This is a genomic window from Rhizobium sp. AG855, from assembly GCF_003610655.1.
Classification (GTDB): domain Bacteria; phylum Pseudomonadota; class Alphaproteobacteria; order Rhizobiales; family Rhizobiaceae; genus Allorhizobium; species Allorhizobium wuzhouense.
In genome coordinates this window covers 309,170-325,867 of sequence record NZ_RAQG01000004.1, presented here as the reverse complement: position 1 = coordinate 325,867, position 16,698 = coordinate 309,170, and the positions used below count along the sequence as shown (strand labels likewise).

The window sequence follows — 16,698 nt, the reverse complement described above, 5'->3', positions numbered from 1 at the left end:
GCGCCGTTATCGGGTCCTGTGGGGGCAGGTTTGGGAAGCGGCTGATGTGATGAGCGTCAGGATCCAAGCGTCAAATGTGGAGGGCCTCAAATTGCCCCTCAAATGCGTCAGTCATCCTCGCCGTGGCCGGCGATCATCATCGCCTCGAAGGCCATGCGTTCGGTCTTGCGCATGCGCTCTGATTCCGACTTCAGCTGGCCGCAGGCGGCAAGAATGTCGCGCCCACGGGGTGTGCGGATCGGTGAGGCATAGCCGGCCTGATTGATGAAATCGGCAAACTTCTCGATCGTTGCCCAGTCGGAACACTGATAATTCGTGCCCGGCCACGGATTGAACGGGATCAGGTTGATCTTCGCCGGGACGCCCTTCAGGAGCTGGATCAGGCCCTTGGCATCTTCCAGGCTGTCGTTGACGTCTTTCAGCATCACATATTCGAAGGTGATGCGACGGGCATTCGAGAGGCCCGGATAGTTGCGACAGGCCTCGATCAGCTCTTTCAAGGGATACTTCTTGTTGATCGGCACCAGCATGTCGCGCAGCTCGTCACGCACGGCATGCAGCGAGATGGCGAGCATTACGCCGATTTCCTCGCCTGTGCGATAGATTTCCGGCACGACGCCCGAGGTGGAGAGTGTGACACGACGCTTCGAGAGCGAAAGGCCGTCGCCATCGGTGGCGATCAAAAGCGCCTTCTTCACCTCTTCGAAATTGTAGAGCGGCTCGCCCATGCCCATCATGACGATGTTGGTCACCTTGCGGTCGCTGGACGGCATCATCGTTCCGACGGGCGTTTCCCGATCCGGGAAGTCTCCGAGACGGTCGCGCGCCAGGAGAAGCTGCGCCAGAATTTCTTCCGCCGTCAGATTGCGTACCAGCTTCTGCGTTCCGGTGTGACAGAACGAACAGGTGAGCGTGCAGCCGACCTGGCTGGAGATGCACAGCGTGCCCCGGCCCTCTTCCGGAATGTAGACGCTTTCGACTTCGACAGGACGGCCGGCACCGCGCGGGGGGAAGCGCAGGAGCCATTTGCGGGTGCCATCATTGGAGACCTGCTCTTCGACGATCTCAGGCCGCGCAATGGTGAAATGCGTCTTCAGCATCTCACGCATGTCCTTCGAGACATTGGCCATGTGATCGAAATCCGAGACGCCGCGCACATAGATCCAGTTCCAGATCTGCGCAACCCGCATCTTGATCTGTTTGTCCGGCACGCCCTTGTCCCTGAGCGCCGCACCCAGGGCTTCGCGATCGAGACCGATCAGGCTCGGCTTCTCGACGGAAGCAGCGGGGCGAACCGGGGCGGCAGTCTGGCTACGCTCGGGAAGCGTCACGGTGACAGTCATCGTCTGGACCTCTGGACCATAGCGGCAAGCATGCTCCGATCGAGCGCTTCCCGGCTGGCAGGTATGAATTCATGGATCGTGCGGACAGGGGACGACGCCCGATGCCCTAATTTGCAGCGGCCAATAGCAGCTTTTTTGCCGTTCGTCACCCCGAGGCGGGCAAGCCGGGCGCATGGCCAAAACGGCGAGGGCCGGCAGTTACCTGCCGGCCCTCGGAATGGTTAGACCCGACGCTGTTACTTGCAACCCTGGATCTTCTGCAGGGCTGCCGAAATGCCGGACAGCGAATAGGTGTAGCTCGTGGGCGTGCCGCGAGCTGAAGTGGCCTTGACCGTCATCGACGAGCCGCCCTTCATGGCTGCAACCAGTGCCGGCTCTTCTGCAGCGTTTTCGACCCAGGCAGAGGTATCCTTGACGAACATGACGAAATTTTTGGAATCGATCGTCACATTGACCTTGGAATCGCCCTTCATGGGATAGCCCATCATCGCCTGCGGCTCATAGGAGATATTCTGTCCCGGGCGCTGCGAGATCACGAAGAAGATATCGCCGTGATTGACGCTTGCGGGTTCCTTGGTCGTCGGCACGGACAGCACGTAGCAGACTGTGCCGCCATTGGACTTGTAGGAATAGGCACCCCAGGCCTTGAATTGCTCGATCCGTGTCGGCGATTGAGCATTGGCGAGACCGCTGCTCGCCAGGATGATTGCCAGTGCGGCTACGCTACTTCTTACGAACATGTCTTCCTGCCGGTTGTTTCCATCCATCGCCCAGCCAAACGGCCGGGCGCTCATCGTCAAAACCTGTGTTCAGTTTGACTTAATTTACCTTACCAAACCATGAACGGGACACAGTTTCTTGTCGCACTCTGTGTCGTCGTTCTGATCAGCCGTCGCAAGATACGGCGAGACGCGGCTTTGCACCGCGCCCTCCTCGTTCGGATGTAGAAGGAAAGAATCGGGCAAGAGTTGGGCTGGAAACGGTTTTCCGGAAAGCGGCGCGCCTCTCACGCCGGCTTTTCGTCATCCGCCAGCACTCGATCGGCTTCCTCGTAGTGCCGCTCCTTGATGTGCCGGTTGATCAGCGCGAAGGCCGTCGTGAGGACGGCGATATCATCGGTAAAGCCGATCACGGCCAGGACGTCCGGTACGGCATCGATCGGCAATACGAAATACCCCAGAGCCGCAAGCAGGATGCCCCGGACACGCAAGGGGGTTTCGCGGTCGATCGCGCAGTAATAGGCGGCCGCCACATCGCGCGAAAACGGGATCTGACGCGCTGCCTTCCGGAACGTGGGCCAGAACCGGCGCCGTACTTTCTCCTCCTGCTTCTGCTGGGTGTCTTCATCACCCGGCAGCAGGATTTCACCGATCTTCACGTCATCCATGAGCCAACGATCCTTTCGTGCGGACCCAATCAATCATATGTGATCCGCCACGGGAAAATTCAATCGGCAGCGAAAACGCTCACGCCCGCGTCCCGACCAGCCATGTCCATGAGAACGGCAAGTTGGAAATCCAGTTCCGTCAGACCATGTGCGGAATGTGTCGTCAGCTGGACATGCACCTTGCGATAGACATTCGACCATTCCGGGTGGTGGTCGATCTTTTCCGCAGCGAGTGCACACTGGGTCATAAAGCCGAAGGCCTGGCGGAAATCGTTGAAGACGAAATGCTTCTCAATAGCGCTTCCGTCTTTCACCAAGGTCCAGCCCTGCAGCTCGGCAAGTCTGGCCGACACCGCGGCGTCATCGAGTTTTTGTCTGATCATGGATCTGCCTCCTGCCAAACTCGCGTCCACCACCATGCCTGGATGGCAGGGTGCGATGGCACTGTCTGCCATGTCGGGTCGAGCATGACAGGATCAAGATGCGCTTGTCGGCGCGCTAAGGCGCGAATTTACAGCAGGCTCTTTTCCGGTTGCAGGCTTCGACCCACAAAACTGGATGCACCAGCCGGCTCATGCAGCGGGAAGATCTCTTCTGTCAGATAAGGCCCGCCACCGACTGATTCCTTGGAGGAAAGCAGAACGAAGCGGGAGACCTTGAACGGCAAAGTGTGGAAGTCACCCCGCCCGCCCAGATAATGCACGACATCATCGAGCCGGGAGGCCTTCAGCCTTGCGAGCGTGACATGTGGCGTGAACTTGCGCGGGTCAGGCGCGAGACCCAGCCGCTGGCAGATGCGCTCGATCTCGCCCTGGAGAGCGTAGAGTTCGGGAGCGGCTGATACGCCCGCCCAGATCGAATGCGGCTTCTTCGAGCCGAAGGAGCCGATGCCGTTCAGGGTGAGCGAAAATTCGGGCCGGTCAATCCGGTCGAGACGATCGACGATTTCGTCCGCCGTGCGGCCATCGACATCGCCGATGAAGCGCAGGGTGATGTGATAGTTTTCGACATCGATCCAGCGAGCCCCGGGGAGGCCACCGCGCAGCAATGAGAGGCTCATGGCGGCGTTGCGCGGAATTTCGAGGGCAGTGAACAATCTCGGCATGGAGAGCTCCCCGAATCTTTTGCAGGTGCTTACAGCGAATCATGCAATGACAAGAGGCGCAAGCGATTAATTCGGCTTACCCTTGATGCTGGACACCCAAGATTGGGCGAGGGGAAGCATGCGTTCGGCCATGACGGCAAGACCCTCCGTGTTCGGATGCATGCCATCCTCAAGCAGGAGCTTCCGCTCGGTGATCACGCCGTCCAAAACGAAGGGATAGAGCGGCAGATCGTATTTCTTGGCGAGATCCGGATAGATCGCATTGAAGCGCTCGGCATAGTCGCCGCCCATATTGGGCGGTGCCAGCATGCCGATCAGCAGGACGGAAATGTTCCGGGCCTTGAGACGCGTGATGATCTGGTCGAGATTGCGCGCCGTCTGCTCGGGAGGAATGCCGCGCAGGGCATCATTGGCGCCGAGTTCCAGGATCACGCCGTCGGTTCCATCGGGCACTGACCAGTCGACCCGTGCCAATCCACCGGATGTGGTATCGCCGGAGACCCCCGCATTCTTGATGACGACGTCGTGACCCTTGGCAACGAGATTGCGCTGCAGCTGTGCCGGCAATGCATCGTCCTGCGGCAACTGGTAGCCGGCCATCAGGCTGTCGCCGAAGCCCACCACTTTCAGCGGCTCTGCGAGCGAGGCCGTGACACCCGCCAGCGTTGCCATGAGGATCACGGCGAAATGAAGCAGCGCAGCTTTAAATGTCATGCTGTCCTTCCTAGATTGCCCGAAGTGCCGATCACCGGCAAACCCTTGATCTCAACGATATAGGATGGCCGAGTGTGAGAAACACCATCATCGAACTGAAAAGCGCTGATCTCACCCTTGGCAATGCCGCCGCCTCCGTTCACGTTTTGCGGAGCATCGATCTGAAGATCGATGAAGGTGAAGCTGTCGGTATTGTCGGCCCCTCCGGTTCGGGCAAGTCGACGTTGCTGATGGTGCTGGCGGGCCTTGAACGGTTGGACAGCGGCGAGATTATTGTCCGCGATACGCCCATTCACACGCTGAGCGAGGACCGGCTGGCTGATTTCCGCGGCCGCAACATCGGCATCGTCTTCCAGTCTTTCCATCTGATCGCCAACATGACGGCGCTGGAAAACGTCGCGATCCCGCTGGAACTCGCCAACGTCAAGAATGCCTTCGACATCGCCCGCAAGGAATTGCAGGCGGTCGGCCTTGGCGAAAGACTGAGCCACTATCCGGGGCAGCTTTCCGGCGGCGAACAGCAGCGCGTCGCCATCGCCCGCGCGCTCGCCCCCTCGCCAGCCGTCCTGATCGCAGACGAACCCACAGGCAATCTCGACACCGATACCGGCCGGCAGATTGCCGATCTGCTGTTTGCCAAGCAGCAGGAACGCGGCATGACGCTCGTGCTGGTAACCCATGATACGACGCTGGCCGCCCGTTGCTCGCGCCAGATCCGCGTCGCCTCCGGCCAGATCGCCGGCGACAGCCACGCCGAACAGGCCCGTCTGACGACGGTGTCCGCATGACTGGTTTCACCACGCGGCTGTCGGTCGCCTTTCGCATCGCGCTGCGTGAGTTGCGCGGCGGGCTGAAAGGATTTTACATTTTCCTTGCCTGCATTGCGCTCGGCACCGGCGCGATCGCGGCCGTCAACTCCGTCTCCACGGCGATCACCGATGCGATCTCCTCAGAAGGCCGCTCGCTTCTGGCGGGTGACGTCCGGGTGGAACTGGACAACCGCGAAGCAACACCAGCCGAACTCGCCTTTCTGCAAAGCTTCGGGACCGTCTCTGCCTCGACCGGCCTTCGCTCCATGGCGCGTCTGGCCGATGCCTCCGATCAGTCGCTGGTAGAAGTCAAAGCTGTGGACGAGACCTATCCGCTTTACGGTCGCCTTGTTGCCGAGCCGGATCGACCTCTTGCCGATCTTCTGGCTGCAGACGGCAATGTCTACGGCGCCGTTGTCGCACCGCTTCTGCTGGAGCGCATGAACAGCAAGGTCGGCGACGAATTCCTTCTCGGCAATGCGCGCTTCCGCATCACCGGCACAATCGTCACGGAGCCGGATGCCGTGTCCGACGGCTTCGGCTTTGCGCCGCGCTTGCTGACCAGCCGCAAGGCCCTCTTTGCCAGCGGCTTGATCGCGACCGGAAGCCTCGTCGAGCACGCCTACAAGATCCGCTACAACGATCCGGCGACCAGCCCAGAGACACTCCGCACCAAGGCTCAGGCGGAATTCCCGGCGGCCGGATGGTCGATCCGCAGCAGCGACCGGGCGGCCCCGGCCCTCACAGAAAATGTTGAACGCTTTTCGCAGTTCCTGACACTTGTCGGGCTGACAGCTCTGGTGGTGGGCGGCGTTGGCGTCGCCAATGCCGTGCGCGCCTTTCTCGATTCCAAGCGCACGGTCATCGCCACGCTCAAATGTCTGGGTGCCCCGGCATCCGTCGTCGTTCTGGTTTACCTCATCCAGATCACCCTGGTGGCCCTGGTGGGTATTGTCGCCGGCCTCCTGCTCGGCGCCATCGCCCCGCCAATCACCGCGAGTTATCTCGCCGGCATCCTGCCCATCTCGTCCGAGCCAAGGCTTTATCCGCAGGCTCTGGCGCTGGCAGCGATCTTCGGCATCCTGGTGACCTTCGCCTTTGCCATCCTGCCACTCGGCCATGCCCGCAAGGTGCCGGCCACTGCCCTGTTCCGCGAACAGGGTTTTGAAGCCTCAGGCCTTCCGTCCTGGCCTTATCTGCTGGCGATGGCGCTCTCCCTTGGCGCCCTGGCTGCGCTGGCGATCTTCACCTCGGACCAGCGCCGCATCGCCGCGATCTTCCTCGCCGCCATGGCGGCGGGCTTTGTCCTGCTGCGTCTCGTCGCCTACCTGATCTCCTGGCTGGCGCGCCACAGCCCGAGAAGCCATTCGGCAGCGCTGAGGCTCGCAGTCGGCAACATTCACCGCCCCGGCTCGCTGACGGCCTCCGTCACCCTCTCACTCGGCCTCGGCCTTAGCCTGCTGGTGGCCTTGGCCCTGATCGACGGCAATCTGCGCCGTGAGCTGACCGGCAGCCTGCCGGAACGCGCCCCCAACTTCTTCTTCGTCGATATCCAGGGCAGTGAAGTGGAAGACTTCCGCACGCTGGTCGAGGGCTTGGCCCCGGAAGGCAAACTGGTCGAAGTCCCCATGCTGCGCGGCCGCATCCTTGAGCTGAACGGCACGGATGTCGCCAAGATGGATGTGCCACCCGGCGGCCGTTGGGTTCTGCGCGGAGATCGTGGCCTAACTTATGCGACCAACATCCCCGAAAACAGCAGTGTGACCGAAGGCGAATGGTGGCCGAAGGACTATACCGGTGAGCCCCTGGTATCCTTCTCCGACCAGGAAGCGAAGGAACTGGGCCTCAGGATCGGCGACACGGTCACCGTCAACGTGCTCGGCCGCAACATCACCGCGAAGATCTCGAACTTCCGCGCGGTGCAATGGGAGAGCCTGTCGATGAATTTTGTCATGGTCTTCTCGCCCAACACCTTTGCCGGCGCCCCGCATGCCTGGCTGGCAACCCTGATCGAGCCGAACGCGACGGCAACCGACGAGGCTTCGGTTCTGCGTGCAGTCACACAACGCTTCCCGACAATCACGACGGTGCGCGTCAAGGACGCGCTCGACATGGTCGACAAGCTCGTCGGGCAGCTGGCGACCGCCATTCGCGCGGCAGCAGCAGTGGCCCTCATCGCATCGGTGCTGGTACTCTCCGGCGCGCTGGCCGCCGGCAACCGCGCACGCACTCATGATGCTGTCATCCTGAAGACGCTTGGCGCCACGCGCGCCATGCTCATCCGTGCCTTTACCTATGAGTACATGTTGCTCGGTGCGGCGACGGCTGTCTTTGCCCTCGTCTCCGGCGGCGGCATTGCCTGGTATGTGCTGAGCCAGATCATGAAACTGCCGTCGACTTTCCTGCCCGACGTCGCCGCCATGACGATCGTGATTTCTCTGGTCATCACCATCGGAATCGGACTTGCCGGCACCTGGCGGATTCTCGGCCAGAAGGCGGCCCCTGTTCTGCGGGAGCTTTGAGTCGGACCCCGCATCCCAATGATTACCGCGATTTAAGGCAACGGGTCTTGTTCCCCGGGCCTTTCCATCTCATATTGATGTCACGCATGCTGGGCTTCGCAGCGGCGCGGGGGTCATTCGGACCCCATCGTCAAACATCGAAGCTTTGAGAGAGGAAACCATGTCCGAACTTCGCAACTATCAGAGCCGCACGGGCCAAGCCCAGTCGGCCACGATGATCGACGAAGGTCTGCGCGCCTATATGCTGAAGGTGTATAACCTGATGGCTCTGGGCCTTGCCATCACCGGTATCGCAGCTTTCGCAACCTTTCAGCTCGCCGTATCGAATGGACAGCTAACCGGCTTTGGTCAGGCCATCTTCCTGAGCCCGCTCAAGTGGTTGGTGATCCTGGCGCCGGTCGCCATGGTCTTCTTCCTGAGTTTCCGCATCGAAAAGATGAGCGTGTCCGCAGCACAGACGACTTTCTGGGTCTATGCGGCCCTGATGGGCCTGTCGCTGTCGTCGATCTTCCTGATCTACACGGGCGCCAGCATCGTCCAGACCTTCTTCGTGACGGCCGCTTCGTTCGGCGCCCTGTCACTCTATGGCTACACCACCAAGCGTAGCCTGTCGGCCATGGGTTCGTTCCTGATGATGGGTCTGTTCGGCCTGATCATCGCCTCGCTGGTCAACCTGTTCATGGCCTCCTCCGCTCTGGACTTTGCCATCTCGGTGATCGGCGTCTTGATCTTCGCGGGCCTCACCGCCTACGACACCCAGTCGATCAAGGAGTCCTATCATGAGGCCCATTCGAGCGATGCCGCCGGCCGTCTGGCCATCATGGGTGCCCTGCGCCTGTATCTCGACTTCATCAACCTCTTCCTCTTCATGCTCCGTTTCCTCGGAAACCGGAACTGATCTTCAAGAAGAGTTCGATAAGTCAAACCCCGCTTCGGCGGGGTTTTTCTTTGCCTGAATGGTGGCGTGTTAAAATGACGTCCGCAGCCAGCAAGGCACAAAAAAACCCCCGGCTCACACCGGAGGTTTTTCAGGAATGCAGTTGAACGAAGAGAGGCTTATGCAGCTTCTTCTTGCGTATCGTCTTCCTCGATGGTCTTGCCGCGCTTCGGGCCTTTGGCGAGGTTGACCTCGACCAGGCGAACGGCTTCCGTCTCGGACATCTTGTTCACGGCCGCGATTTCGCGGGCCATACGGTCGAGGGCAGCTTCATAGAGCTGACGCTCGGAATAGGACTGTTCCGGCTGGTTCTCGGCACGATAGAGATCGCGCACGACTTCCGCGATGGAAATCAGGTCACCGGAATTGATCTTGGCATCATATTCCTGAGCGCGGCGCGACCACATCGTGCGCTTGACGCGGGCCTTGCCCTGGACGACCTTCAGCGCACGCTCGACGAAGTCCGTCTCGGAGAGCTTGCGCATGCCGATGCTCACGGCCTTGGCGACCGGAACTTTCAGGCGCATCTTGTCCTTCTCGAAATCGATGACGAAAAGCTCAAGCTTCATGCCCGCCACTTCTTGCTCTTCGATAGCGGTGATGGTACCCACGCCGTGGGCAGGGTAGACGATCGACTCGCCGGTCTTGAAACCATGGCGCGCCGAGGAATTTTTCTTCTGCTGGGTCGTCATTCTATTCAAACACTCCCTGTTTTGCTCCCGGCATAATGCCGGCGCCGGGTCGGTCAGGCCCGGATGAGATGGAGAAGCCGCAAGGTCTGCCATCCTGATCCTTTCCGTCACAGAAAAACATCACCCTCGTCGCGACGGCGACACGACACGAAAGTGTCGTCTATGTCACGTAGACCGCGTCGGTGGTGAAGTTGCTTTCGTGATGGCTTAGGGCACACAAGTGCCACAAAGTGGAACAGTTCCAAGACGCTATCACAAAAAGACGAGGAAATCAATATTTTAGTGCAACGCGCCATAAAGCTGGCGCACTCGGCGCCAGATTCTGGTCTCAGCGATGAAAATTAAGGCATGCGCAGGAAGCGTATACCGGCATCTGTCGCGAGTTTAGTCGCCGGAACCAGGCTGCTCGGAAAAGAACTTTTCGAACTTGCCGTCGACGCCGTCCATTTCCTTGGCTTCCGGCATCGGATCCTTCTTCACCGTGATGTTCGGCCAGATCTTCGCATAGTCCGCATTGATCTTCAGCCACTTGTCGAGACCCGGTTCGGTATCCGGCTTGATCGCCTCTGCCGGACATTCCGGCTCGCAAACGCCACAGTCGATGCATTCGTCCGGATGAATGACGAGGAAGTTTTCGCCCTCGTAGAAGCAGTCGACCGGGCAGACCTCGACACAATCGGTGTATTTGCAGCGGATGCAGTTGTCAGTGACGATATAGGTCATGCGGCACTCCAGGATGACGTTCGCAAACGGCAGGAAAGAGAACGAACACGTTGTTCCGTCTGGCCTTGGTGGCTGAAAACGGAGGCTCGTGCCCCACCGGGATTTCTGTCGGACAGGGTTGTGAGCTACTGTGTAATCGGAATCAAGGCAAGGATAAACAATCCGCTATTCTGCCGCAGGCGGACAAATTTTCTAATCGTCACCCCAATCGGGCCCGGACCTGAGATCTCGAAGCGCGCGCGCCTCTTTCTTGGTTGGTCGTCCCGATCCTGGCGCACGGACCGCCTGGTCCAAAGGCGAGAACGGCCCCTTCTCGCGCGGAGGAGTGAGGTCCTCATAGAGAAGGCGAGCCTCTTCATAAGGTCCCCGGCGCTCACCCGGAAGCTTGACGACCAGAACCAGATCGCGCTCGGGCATGGCAATCTCCAGCCTGTCGCCGATCTTCAATCCATGGCTCGGCTGGCGAACGGTCGCGCCATTGACCTTCACATGACCGGCTGACACCCGCTCCTGGGCAAGGCTGCGTGATTTTGCCACACGGGCGAAGAAGAGCCACTTGTCGATGCGCTGACGCGAACCGCTGTGTGGCTGCTTCTCGTCCATGTCACTTCTTCATCTGTTCCTTAAGCGCGGCCAGCTTGGCGAAGGGCGAATCCGGATCAACTGGCTTCTCCTTGCGCGGCGGCTTGGCTTCGAAGCGCGCGGGCTGCGACTTGTTGGCATCGCGCTCCGGCCGCGGGCCGCGATCCTTGCGATCACCGCGGTCCTGACGCTCGCCCTTGCCGGCAAACTTGCCACGTCCGCCTTCCGGCTGGTCGCGACGGCCGTCCGGGCGGCGGTTATCGCGGCGATTGTCACCGCGCGGCTCACCCGTTGCCTGCCCATCGCCCGCAGCGGCACGCTGGCCATGATTGGCCCCGCGACGATCACCGGCAGGCCGACCGGCAGGACGCTGGTTGTCGTTGCGACCACCCGGCCGCCACAGAAGAACCGGTTTAGGCTCGGCAGCATCGGCAGGCTCTGCGCCTGCAACACCCTCTTCAGCGACCGTGACATTTTCCGGAGCAGCCGCTTCGGCTGCCGGCTCGGACACCGCCGGCTCCGGCTCTGCATCCACTGCAGGCTGGTCGGCATCGTCAACGGTGTCAGCCTCGGGCTTCGCAGCCTCGGCAGTTTCCGAAGCGCTCGGCTTGTGGGCGGCCAGGAAGGCGGCTGCTTCTTCGGCACTCACGCTGTCGGCACGGTAACCGAGACCCTTCAGGATCTCTTCCATGTCGTCAGGGGTTGCCCCAAGGATCGACAGCATGGCAGTCGTCGTGACGAAGCGTCGCCCGTCATAGGCGCCATCCGGACGGGCGTTCGAGCCCGGCTTCCACTGCAACAGAGGACGGATCAGATCAGCCAGACGCTCCAGGATATCGATGCGCACGGCGCGCTTGCCGAGGAAGCGGAAGCCAGCGAGCTTGTAGAACATGCGCTCATAGCTGGCATCGGTGACCACAGAAGTACGACCGGCGGCAAGCACCGGAATGAGATCACCATAACCCGGCTTGTCCAGGCCATCATGCTTCAGGGCCCAGAGAAGCGTGATCAGTTCCGCCGGAGCAGGCTTGAGCAGCGCCGGCATGAAGATGTGATAGGCACCGAAACGCACGCCGTAGCGTCGCATGGAAGCGCGACCATCCTGATCAAGCGACTTGACGTCGTCGGCGACATCGCGGCGGAAGAGGACGCCCAGGTTCTCGACGAGCTGGAAGGCGAGACCCTTGGCCAGACCCTGCAGGTCTTCGGCACGCGAGAGGTCGTCGAGCGGCTTCAGCACGGTCGAGATGTGATGATTGACGAAGCGCTCGATACGGGCTGCCACGTGATCACGGGCGGCACCCGTCAGTTGCTCGTCGGCCAAAACAATAACGCGCGGGTGAAGGATGTGGTCGGTGCCGACAAGGCGGGCGACCGGATCGCCGACCCAGCGCACCAAGCCGTCCGAGCCGATGGCAAGGTCGCCATTGCCGGATGCATGCAGCCGCGCGGCTCGCGCCTCGAATTCGAGTGCCAATGCCCGATGGGCCGCAGCCTCAACAGCCTTGGCATCCGGACCTTCCATGCCGGAAATCGGCGTGAACCGGAAACCGGAGAGTTGTCCCATGGCATGGCCTTCCACGAAGACATCGCCGTTCACACTGATTTCAGCTTCCAACATTGCATTCTCTCTCAAGCGCTTCATGAGCACAGATGTCCTGCGATCAACAAAGCGTTTCGTCAACCGTTCATGTAACGCATCGGACAATCGGTCTTCGATTTCCCGCGTCTTTTCTTGCCAGTGTGTCGGATCGGCAAGCCAGCCGGGCCGATTCGACACGTAAGTCCAGGTTCTTATCTGCGCGATTCGCGCCGATAATGTATCAATCTCACCATCCGTACGATCGGCCCGACGCACTTGATCGGCGAGAAAATCTTCATTCACCGTACCGCGCCGAACCAGATCGAAATAAAGGCTCTGGATGAGGTCTGCATGCTGTGCCGGTGTAATGCGCCGATAGTCGGGCAGTGCGCAGGCCTCCCAGAGTTTTTCGACACGCTCCGGCCGGTCTGCGATATCGGCGATCTCCGGATAGCGCGACAGGAACTCCAGCGCCTGCTGGTCCGTCGCCGGAAGGGCCCGCGTCAATCCTTCGATCCTCGGAACGGCGTCGAGGCTGCGTTGCAGGCCTGCAATCGACGAATAATCGAATTGCGCAGTGCGCCACTGCAAGACTTTGACCGGATCGAAGACATGCGTCTCCAACCGCTCCACCAGTTCGTCATCGAAGGGATTGACCCGCCCGGTCACCCCGAAAGTGCCATCCTTGATATGGCGCCCGGCACGCCCTGCAATCTGCCCGAGCTCGCCGGAATTCAGATTGCGGAACTGGTATCCATCGAACTTTCTATCCTGCGCGAAGGCAACATGATCGACATCAAGGTTAAGGCCCATGCCGATCGCGTCTGTGGCAACGAGATATTCGACGTCACCCTCCTGATATAGGCCGACCTGCGCATTGCGGGTCCGGGGACTGAGGGCCCCGAGGACCACGGCGGCACCACCACGCTGGCGGCGGATGAGCTCGGCGATCGCATAAACCTCGTCGGCCGAAAAGGCGACGATGGCCGTGCGCTGCGGCAGGCGAGTAATTTTCTTCTGCCCGGCATAGAAAAGCTGCGACAGGCGCGGGCGTTCGACGATCGTGATCCCCGGCAGCAGCTGCAGCAGGATCGATTTCATCGTAGCCGACCCGAGCAGCAGCGTCTCTTCGCGACCGCGCAGATGCAGGAGGCGATCAGTGAAGATATGCCCCCTTTCGAGGTCACCCGCCAATTGGATCTCGTCGATAGCGACGAACGCGGCTTTTGTTTCGCGCGGAAGAGCCTCGACCGTGCAGACCGAGAAACGGGCGTTCGGCGGGCTGATCTTCTCTTCGCCGGTCACCAGAGCAACGTTTTTTACGCCGACCCGCTCGACCACCCGCGTGTAGACTTCGCGCGCCAGCAAGCGCAACGGCAGGCCGATCATACCCGACCCATGGGCGACCATGCGTTCGATGGCGAAATGGGTCTTACCGGTATTCGTCGGCCCCAGCACAGCAGAAACGCCGCGACCGCTCAAAATCATGGGGTGGGAATTCAATGACCGCTCCACTTGTCGGACGCCCGTCTCCTCGACGTCAGGCTGCCCTTGGCCAACACATGGCGACGAACACGGGCAAAGGCAAGTCGCGAGTCAGAAAGCCCCGGAAAAACCTGACAACTGTCTGATCGGAATCAATTTTCCACGGTGGAACACTGAGCGAACGAATCGGCGACGAATCGTTGACTCGGCTGAGTCCGGCTTTGTTCACGGCTAGATGTCGAAATGAGTCGGGCACTTCGACACAAAATGCTGAATCATCGGAATCGCTTAGGGCAACCGCAAATGCCCGGCGACAAGCTGATAGCCCTCGTGGAACCTCGGTCTTCATCACAGCGTTTTGGGCGTCGAGGTACCCTATGATGACGCTGACACCCCCACCTGCCCACTGGATCGGATCCGGAGAGATCCAGCAAAATTTCGTCCTGATTCACGGCATGGTCATGGCCCCCTCCTTTTGGGAGGCCTATGCGCCAGCCGCCGTGCGTCATGGTCAATCGCTCGCTTATCCTCTGCCCGGTCATCACCCATGGCATCTCGACAAGCCGGGCCAGTCACCCCAGGCACAAGAGGTTGCCAGTGCCTATGCAAGCGCAATCAGACGCGATTTCGGCGGCGAACCGGTCAATCTTGTCGGTCATTCCACGGGCGGCTTCGTGGCCCTGCTGATCGCACGCGATTATCCCGAACTCGTGAAATCCGTCATCTTGATCGGCGCCTTTGCCTGTGGCCGCTTCGAGGGGCAGGAGCGGCTGGCGGCCCGTCTCCTGCGCGTGCCGCATGTCGGCCCATATCTCTTTCGACAATTCTTCAACCGCTGGATCGCAACACCCGAACAATTCCGCTGGGGTTCCATCGAATGCGTCTACGACAAGAACTGCCCCTGGCAGAACGAAAAGGCGACCGAGGCGATGGAGGAAGTCCGCCAGCAATTGGCCCGCGCGCGACCCGAAGACATAGCGGCGTGTATCCGCTTTATGTCCGACACGAGCCTGCTCCACGATCTGGCCAAGATCACCGTCCCCGTTCTCAATATTGTCGGCAACAATGATGCAATCGTTCCGCCCGCTCATCAGTTGCGTGTTTCCCGGTTGATGAAGCGCGTTCAGACCGTCATCCTCAACAATTGCGGCCATCTGCCGATGGTGGAGCACCAGGAAAGGACGGAGCGGATTATTGGCTCGTTCATCGATACGATGGAAGCGATCCACGTCCAGCCCGGCGTCCGGGGGACCTCATTTGCACGGTCGGCTGTCGATGACACGCTCCGGCTTCTGGCGGCAGCGACACAACGAAGGGAACAAACTGGCTTCAGTCGCGTTCAGTCGCACAGAACGCAATGTTCCACATCGGCTTAGGAGAGGCCCCACATGAGTACAATTCTCATCGTCATTCTAATTCTGCTGCTTGTCGGCGCGCTGCCGACCTGGGGGCATAGCCGGAGCTGGGGCTACGGCCCGTCGGGCGGTCTTGGACTGGTGCTGCTCATTCTCATCATCCTGATGTTGATGGGTCGGATTTAACGCGAGTAAAAAAGGGATAGGACGATGAAGAAGATCATTTTGGCAATCGCATTGATCGCACCGCTGGCGTCTTGCACGCAGACTGAGCGTGGCGCAGGCATCGGCGCCGCTTCCGGCGCCATCATCGGTGGCGTTGCTACCGGCAACGTCCGCGGCGCAGCCGTTGGCGCGGCAGTCGGCGGTGTCGCTGGCGCCCTGATTGGCAACTCGCAGGAACGCTCCGGCTACTGCGTCTACCGTGACCGCTACGGCCGCACTTACGAAGCGCGTTGCCGCTAACGGATCGATCCATGAAAAAGGCCGCCGAACCTTGGTTCGGCGGCCTTTTTCATGAGACTGTTAACGTCTCGATCAAAGCCGGAACGAATCGGCGACGAATCGCAGACACAGGGATTTTCCTGTTTCGTTCACCACTATATCCTGTGGAATTACAGTTGGTTAACCATAGGACGCAGTGGATATTAAGACTTCGGGCGCAATCCGTTCGACCCCAATCTTAACGGTTTCGCGAAAGACACGGTCGATCAGACGAAGAACTGACCGCCATTGGCCGAGATGGTCGATCCCGTAATGAAGCCGGCATCATCGGACGCAAGGAAGACCACGCAGCGGGCGATTTCTTCCGGTTCGCCGAGACGACCGACCGGGATTTGCGGGATGATACGCTCGTTCAAGACCTTTTCCGGGATCGCGCGAACCATCTCTGTACCGATATAGCCGGGGCAGATGGCGTTGACTGTAATGCCCTTCGCAGCCCCCTCCTGAGCGAGCGACTTGGTGAAACCGAGGTCGCCCGCCTTTGCGGCGGAATAATTCGCCTGGCCCATCTGGCCCTTCTGGCCATTGATCGACGAAATATTGATCACGCGGCCGAAGCTGCGGTCACGCATGCCGGTCCAGACCGGATGGGTCATGTTGAAGAGGCCGGTAAGGTTGGTGTTGATGACCTCGTTCCACTGATCCGGCGTCATCTTGTGGAACATGGCGTCGCGCGTGATGCCGGCATTGTTGACCAGCACTTCGACCGGACCCAGCGCAGCCTCGACAGCAGCGATCCCGTCGACGCAGGCCTGATAGCTGGACACGTCCCACTTGAACACCGGTATGCCGGTCTCTGCCTCGAAAGCCTTCGCCTTCTCCTCATTGCCCGCGAAGTTGGCGGCCACCTTGTAGCCGGCATTCTTCAAAGCGATTGAGATTGCCGCGCCGATGCCACGCGTCCCCCCGGTCACCAAAGCCACTCTGCTCATGCTGTCCTCCCCGTTTTTTCTGTAAG

Annotated in this window: 17 protein-coding genes; 6 read left to right on the top strand and 11 right to left on the bottom strand. The window is 60.3% G+C overall.

Going from position 1 to position 16,698, the window contains the following annotated elements:
• Positions 1-107: 107 nt before the first annotated feature.
• The 6 genes from rlmN to DFO46_RS18325 form a co-directional block, all read right to left on the bottom strand.
• The gene (gene rlmN, locus DFO46_RS18350; RefSeq protein ID WP_120278488.1) at positions 108-1,343 is read right to left on the bottom strand and encodes a 23S rRNA (adenine(2503)-C(2))-methyltransferase RlmN; all 1,236 of its coding nucleotides are present in this window, start codon (positions 1,341-1,343) and stop codon (positions 108-110) included.
• A 236-nt stretch (positions 1,344-1,579) separates the two neighbouring features.
• A complete protein-coding gene (locus DFO46_RS18345) occupies positions 1,580-2,083 on the bottom strand; it encodes an invasion associated locus B family protein (protein ID WP_110791455.1) in 504 nt (167 codons plus the stop codon).
• Positions 2,084-2,349: 266 nt separating this feature from the next.
• On the bottom strand, positions 2,350-2,730 hold the full coding sequence (locus DFO46_RS18340) for a YkvA family protein (RefSeq protein WP_120278487.1): 381 nt from the start codon (positions 2,728-2,730) through the stop codon (positions 2,350-2,352).
• A 59-nt stretch (positions 2,731-2,789) separates the two neighbouring features.
• Positions 2,790-3,113 carry a 4a-hydroxytetrahydrobiopterin dehydratase gene (locus DFO46_RS18335; protein ID WP_120278486.1) on the bottom strand — a complete coding sequence of 108 codons (324 nt, stop codon included), beginning with the start codon at positions 3,111-3,113 and terminating at the stop codon, positions 2,790-2,792.
• 128 nt (positions 3,114-3,241) lie between these two features.
• A complete protein-coding gene (thpR, locus tag DFO46_RS18330; RefSeq protein WP_110791194.1) occupies positions 3,242-3,835 on the bottom strand; it encodes an RNA 2',3'-cyclic phosphodiesterase in 594 nt (197 codons plus the stop codon).
• A 66-nt stretch (positions 3,836-3,901) separates the two neighbouring features.
• Positions 3,902-4,549: an arylesterase gene (locus tag DFO46_RS18325; RefSeq protein ID WP_120278485.1), complete on the bottom strand. Its 648-nt coding sequence runs from the start codon at positions 4,547-4,549 to the stop codon at positions 3,902-3,904.
• 74 nt (positions 4,550-4,623) lie between these two features.
• Here DFO46_RS18325 and DFO46_RS18320 point away from each other — a divergent pair, with 74 nt between their 5' ends.
• The 3 genes from DFO46_RS18320 (at position 4,624) to DFO46_RS18310 (ending at position 8,778) form a co-directional block, all read left to right on the top strand.
• Positions 4,624-5,337, top strand: a complete 714-nt coding sequence (locus tag DFO46_RS18320) for an ABC transporter ATP-binding protein (protein ID WP_120278484.1) — start codon at positions 4,624-4,626, stop codon at positions 5,335-5,337.
• Positions 5,334-7,880, top strand: a complete 2,547-nt coding sequence (locus DFO46_RS18315; RefSeq protein WP_120278483.1) for an ABC transporter permease — start codon at positions 5,334-5,336, stop codon at positions 7,878-7,880. Before DFO46_RS18320 ends, DFO46_RS18315 begins: the two co-directional genes overlap by 4 nt.
• Positions 7,881-8,040: 160 nt before the next feature.
• Positions 8,041-8,778 carry a Bax inhibitor-1/YccA family protein gene (locus DFO46_RS18310; RefSeq protein WP_120278482.1) on the top strand — a complete coding sequence of 246 codons (738 nt, stop codon included), beginning with the start codon at positions 8,041-8,043 and terminating at the stop codon, positions 8,776-8,778.
• 158 nt (positions 8,779-8,936) lie between these two features.
• Here the strand turns inward: DFO46_RS18310 and DFO46_RS18305 are convergent, their stop codons facing one another.
• The 4 genes from DFO46_RS18305 to DFO46_RS18290 form a co-directional block, all read right to left on the bottom strand.
• Complete coding sequence (locus DFO46_RS18305; RefSeq protein WP_110791199.1) at positions 8,937-9,509, bottom strand: CarD family transcriptional regulator; 573 nt, start codon at positions 9,507-9,509, stop codon at positions 8,937-8,939.
• A 384-nt stretch (positions 9,510-9,893) separates the two neighbouring features.
• Positions 9,894-10,232, bottom strand: a complete 339-nt coding sequence (fdxA, locus tag DFO46_RS18300; RefSeq protein WP_110791200.1) for a ferredoxin FdxA — start codon at positions 10,230-10,232, stop codon at positions 9,894-9,896.
• Positions 10,233-10,424: 192 nt separating this feature from the next.
• A complete protein-coding gene (locus tag DFO46_RS18295) occupies positions 10,425-10,835 on the bottom strand; it encodes an RNA-binding S4 domain-containing protein (protein ID WP_120278481.1) in 411 nt (136 codons plus the stop codon).
• Position 10,836: 1 nt separating this feature from the next.
• A complete protein-coding gene (locus DFO46_RS18290; RefSeq protein ID WP_120278480.1) occupies positions 10,837-13,884 on the bottom strand; it encodes a helicase-related protein in 3,048 nt (1,015 codons plus the stop codon).
• 377 nt (positions 13,885-14,261) lie between these two features.
• Between DFO46_RS18290 and DFO46_RS18285 the strand changes: the two genes are divergently transcribed.
• The 3 genes from DFO46_RS18285 to DFO46_RS18275 are packed head-to-tail and all read left to right on the top strand — an operon-like array spanning position 14,262 to position 15,701.
• Positions 14,262-15,257, top strand: a complete 996-nt coding sequence (locus DFO46_RS18285; protein ID WP_245422642.1) for an alpha/beta hydrolase — start codon at positions 14,262-14,264, stop codon at positions 15,255-15,257.
• Between the two features lie 12 nt (positions 15,258-15,269).
• Positions 15,270-15,422 (top strand): DUF3309 family protein, encoded by a 153-nt coding sequence (locus DFO46_RS18280; protein ID WP_110791203.1) that lies wholly within the window; start codon positions 15,270-15,272, stop codon positions 15,420-15,422.
• A gap of 24 nt (positions 15,423-15,446) precedes the next feature.
• A complete protein-coding gene (locus tag DFO46_RS18275; RefSeq protein ID WP_110791204.1) occupies positions 15,447-15,701 on the top strand; it encodes a glycine zipper domain-containing protein in 255 nt (84 codons plus the stop codon).
• Between the two features lie 245 nt (positions 15,702-15,946).
• Here the strand turns inward: DFO46_RS18275 and DFO46_RS18270 are convergent, their stop codons facing one another.
• Positions 15,947-16,672, bottom strand: a complete 726-nt coding sequence (locus DFO46_RS18270; RefSeq protein WP_120278479.1) for a beta-ketoacyl-ACP reductase — start codon at positions 16,670-16,672, stop codon at positions 15,947-15,949.
• Positions 16,673-16,698 lie beyond the last annotated feature (26 nt).

Coding starts and splice junctions, on each gene's coding strand:
- DFO46_RS18305 (WP_110791199.1), bottom strand. CDS start 9,509: ATGACGACCCAGCAGAAGAAAAATTCCTCGGCGCGCCATGGTTTCAAG.
- DFO46_RS18335 (WP_120278486.1), bottom strand. CDS start 3,113: ATGATCAGACAAAAACTCGATGACGCCGCGGTGTCGGCCAGACTTGCC.
- fdxA (WP_110791200.1), bottom strand. CDS start 10,232: ATGACCTATATCGTCACTGACAACTGCATCCGCTGCAAATACACCGAT.
- DFO46_RS18325 (WP_120278485.1), bottom strand. CDS start 4,549: ATGACATTTAAAGCTGCGCTGCTTCATTTCGCCGTGATCCTCATGGCA.
- DFO46_RS18345 (WP_110791455.1), bottom strand. CDS start 2,083: ATGTTCGTAAGAAGTAGCGTAGCCGCACTGGCAATCATCCTGGCGAGC.
- rlmN (WP_120278488.1), bottom strand. CDS start 1,343: ATGACTGTCACCGTGACGCTTCCCGAGCGTAGCCAGACTGCCGCCCCG.
- DFO46_RS18315 (WP_120278483.1), top strand. CDS start 5,334: ATGACTGGTTTCACCACGCGGCTGTCGGTCGCCTTTCGCATCGCGCTG.
- DFO46_RS18285 (WP_245422642.1), top strand. CDS start 14,262: ATGACGCTGACACCCCCACCTGCCCACTGGATCGGATCCGGAGAGATC.
- DFO46_RS18275 (WP_110791204.1), top strand. CDS start 15,447: ATGAAGAAGATCATTTTGGCAATCGCATTGATCGCACCGCTGGCGTCT.
- thpR (WP_110791194.1), bottom strand. CDS start 3,835: ATGCCGAGATTGTTCACTGCCCTCGAAATTCCGCGCAACGCCGCCATG.
- DFO46_RS18295 (WP_120278481.1), bottom strand. CDS start 10,835: ATGGACGAGAAGCAGCCACACAGCGGTTCGCGTCAGCGCATCGACAAG.
- DFO46_RS18280 (WP_110791203.1), top strand. CDS start 15,270: ATGAGTACAATTCTCATCGTCATTCTAATTCTGCTGCTTGTCGGCGCG.
- DFO46_RS18290 (WP_120278480.1), bottom strand. CDS start 13,884: ATGATTTTGAGCGGTCGCGGCGTTTCTGCTGTGCTGGGGCCGACGAAT.
- DFO46_RS18270 (WP_120278479.1), bottom strand. CDS start 16,672: ATGAGCAGAGTGGCTTTGGTGACCGGGGGGACGCGTGGCATCGGCGCG.
- DFO46_RS18340 (WP_120278487.1), bottom strand. CDS start 2,730: ATGGATGACGTGAAGATCGGTGAAATCCTGCTGCCGGGTGATGAAGAC.
- DFO46_RS18310 (WP_120278482.1), top strand. CDS start 8,041: ATGTCCGAACTTCGCAACTATCAGAGCCGCACGGGCCAAGCCCAGTCG.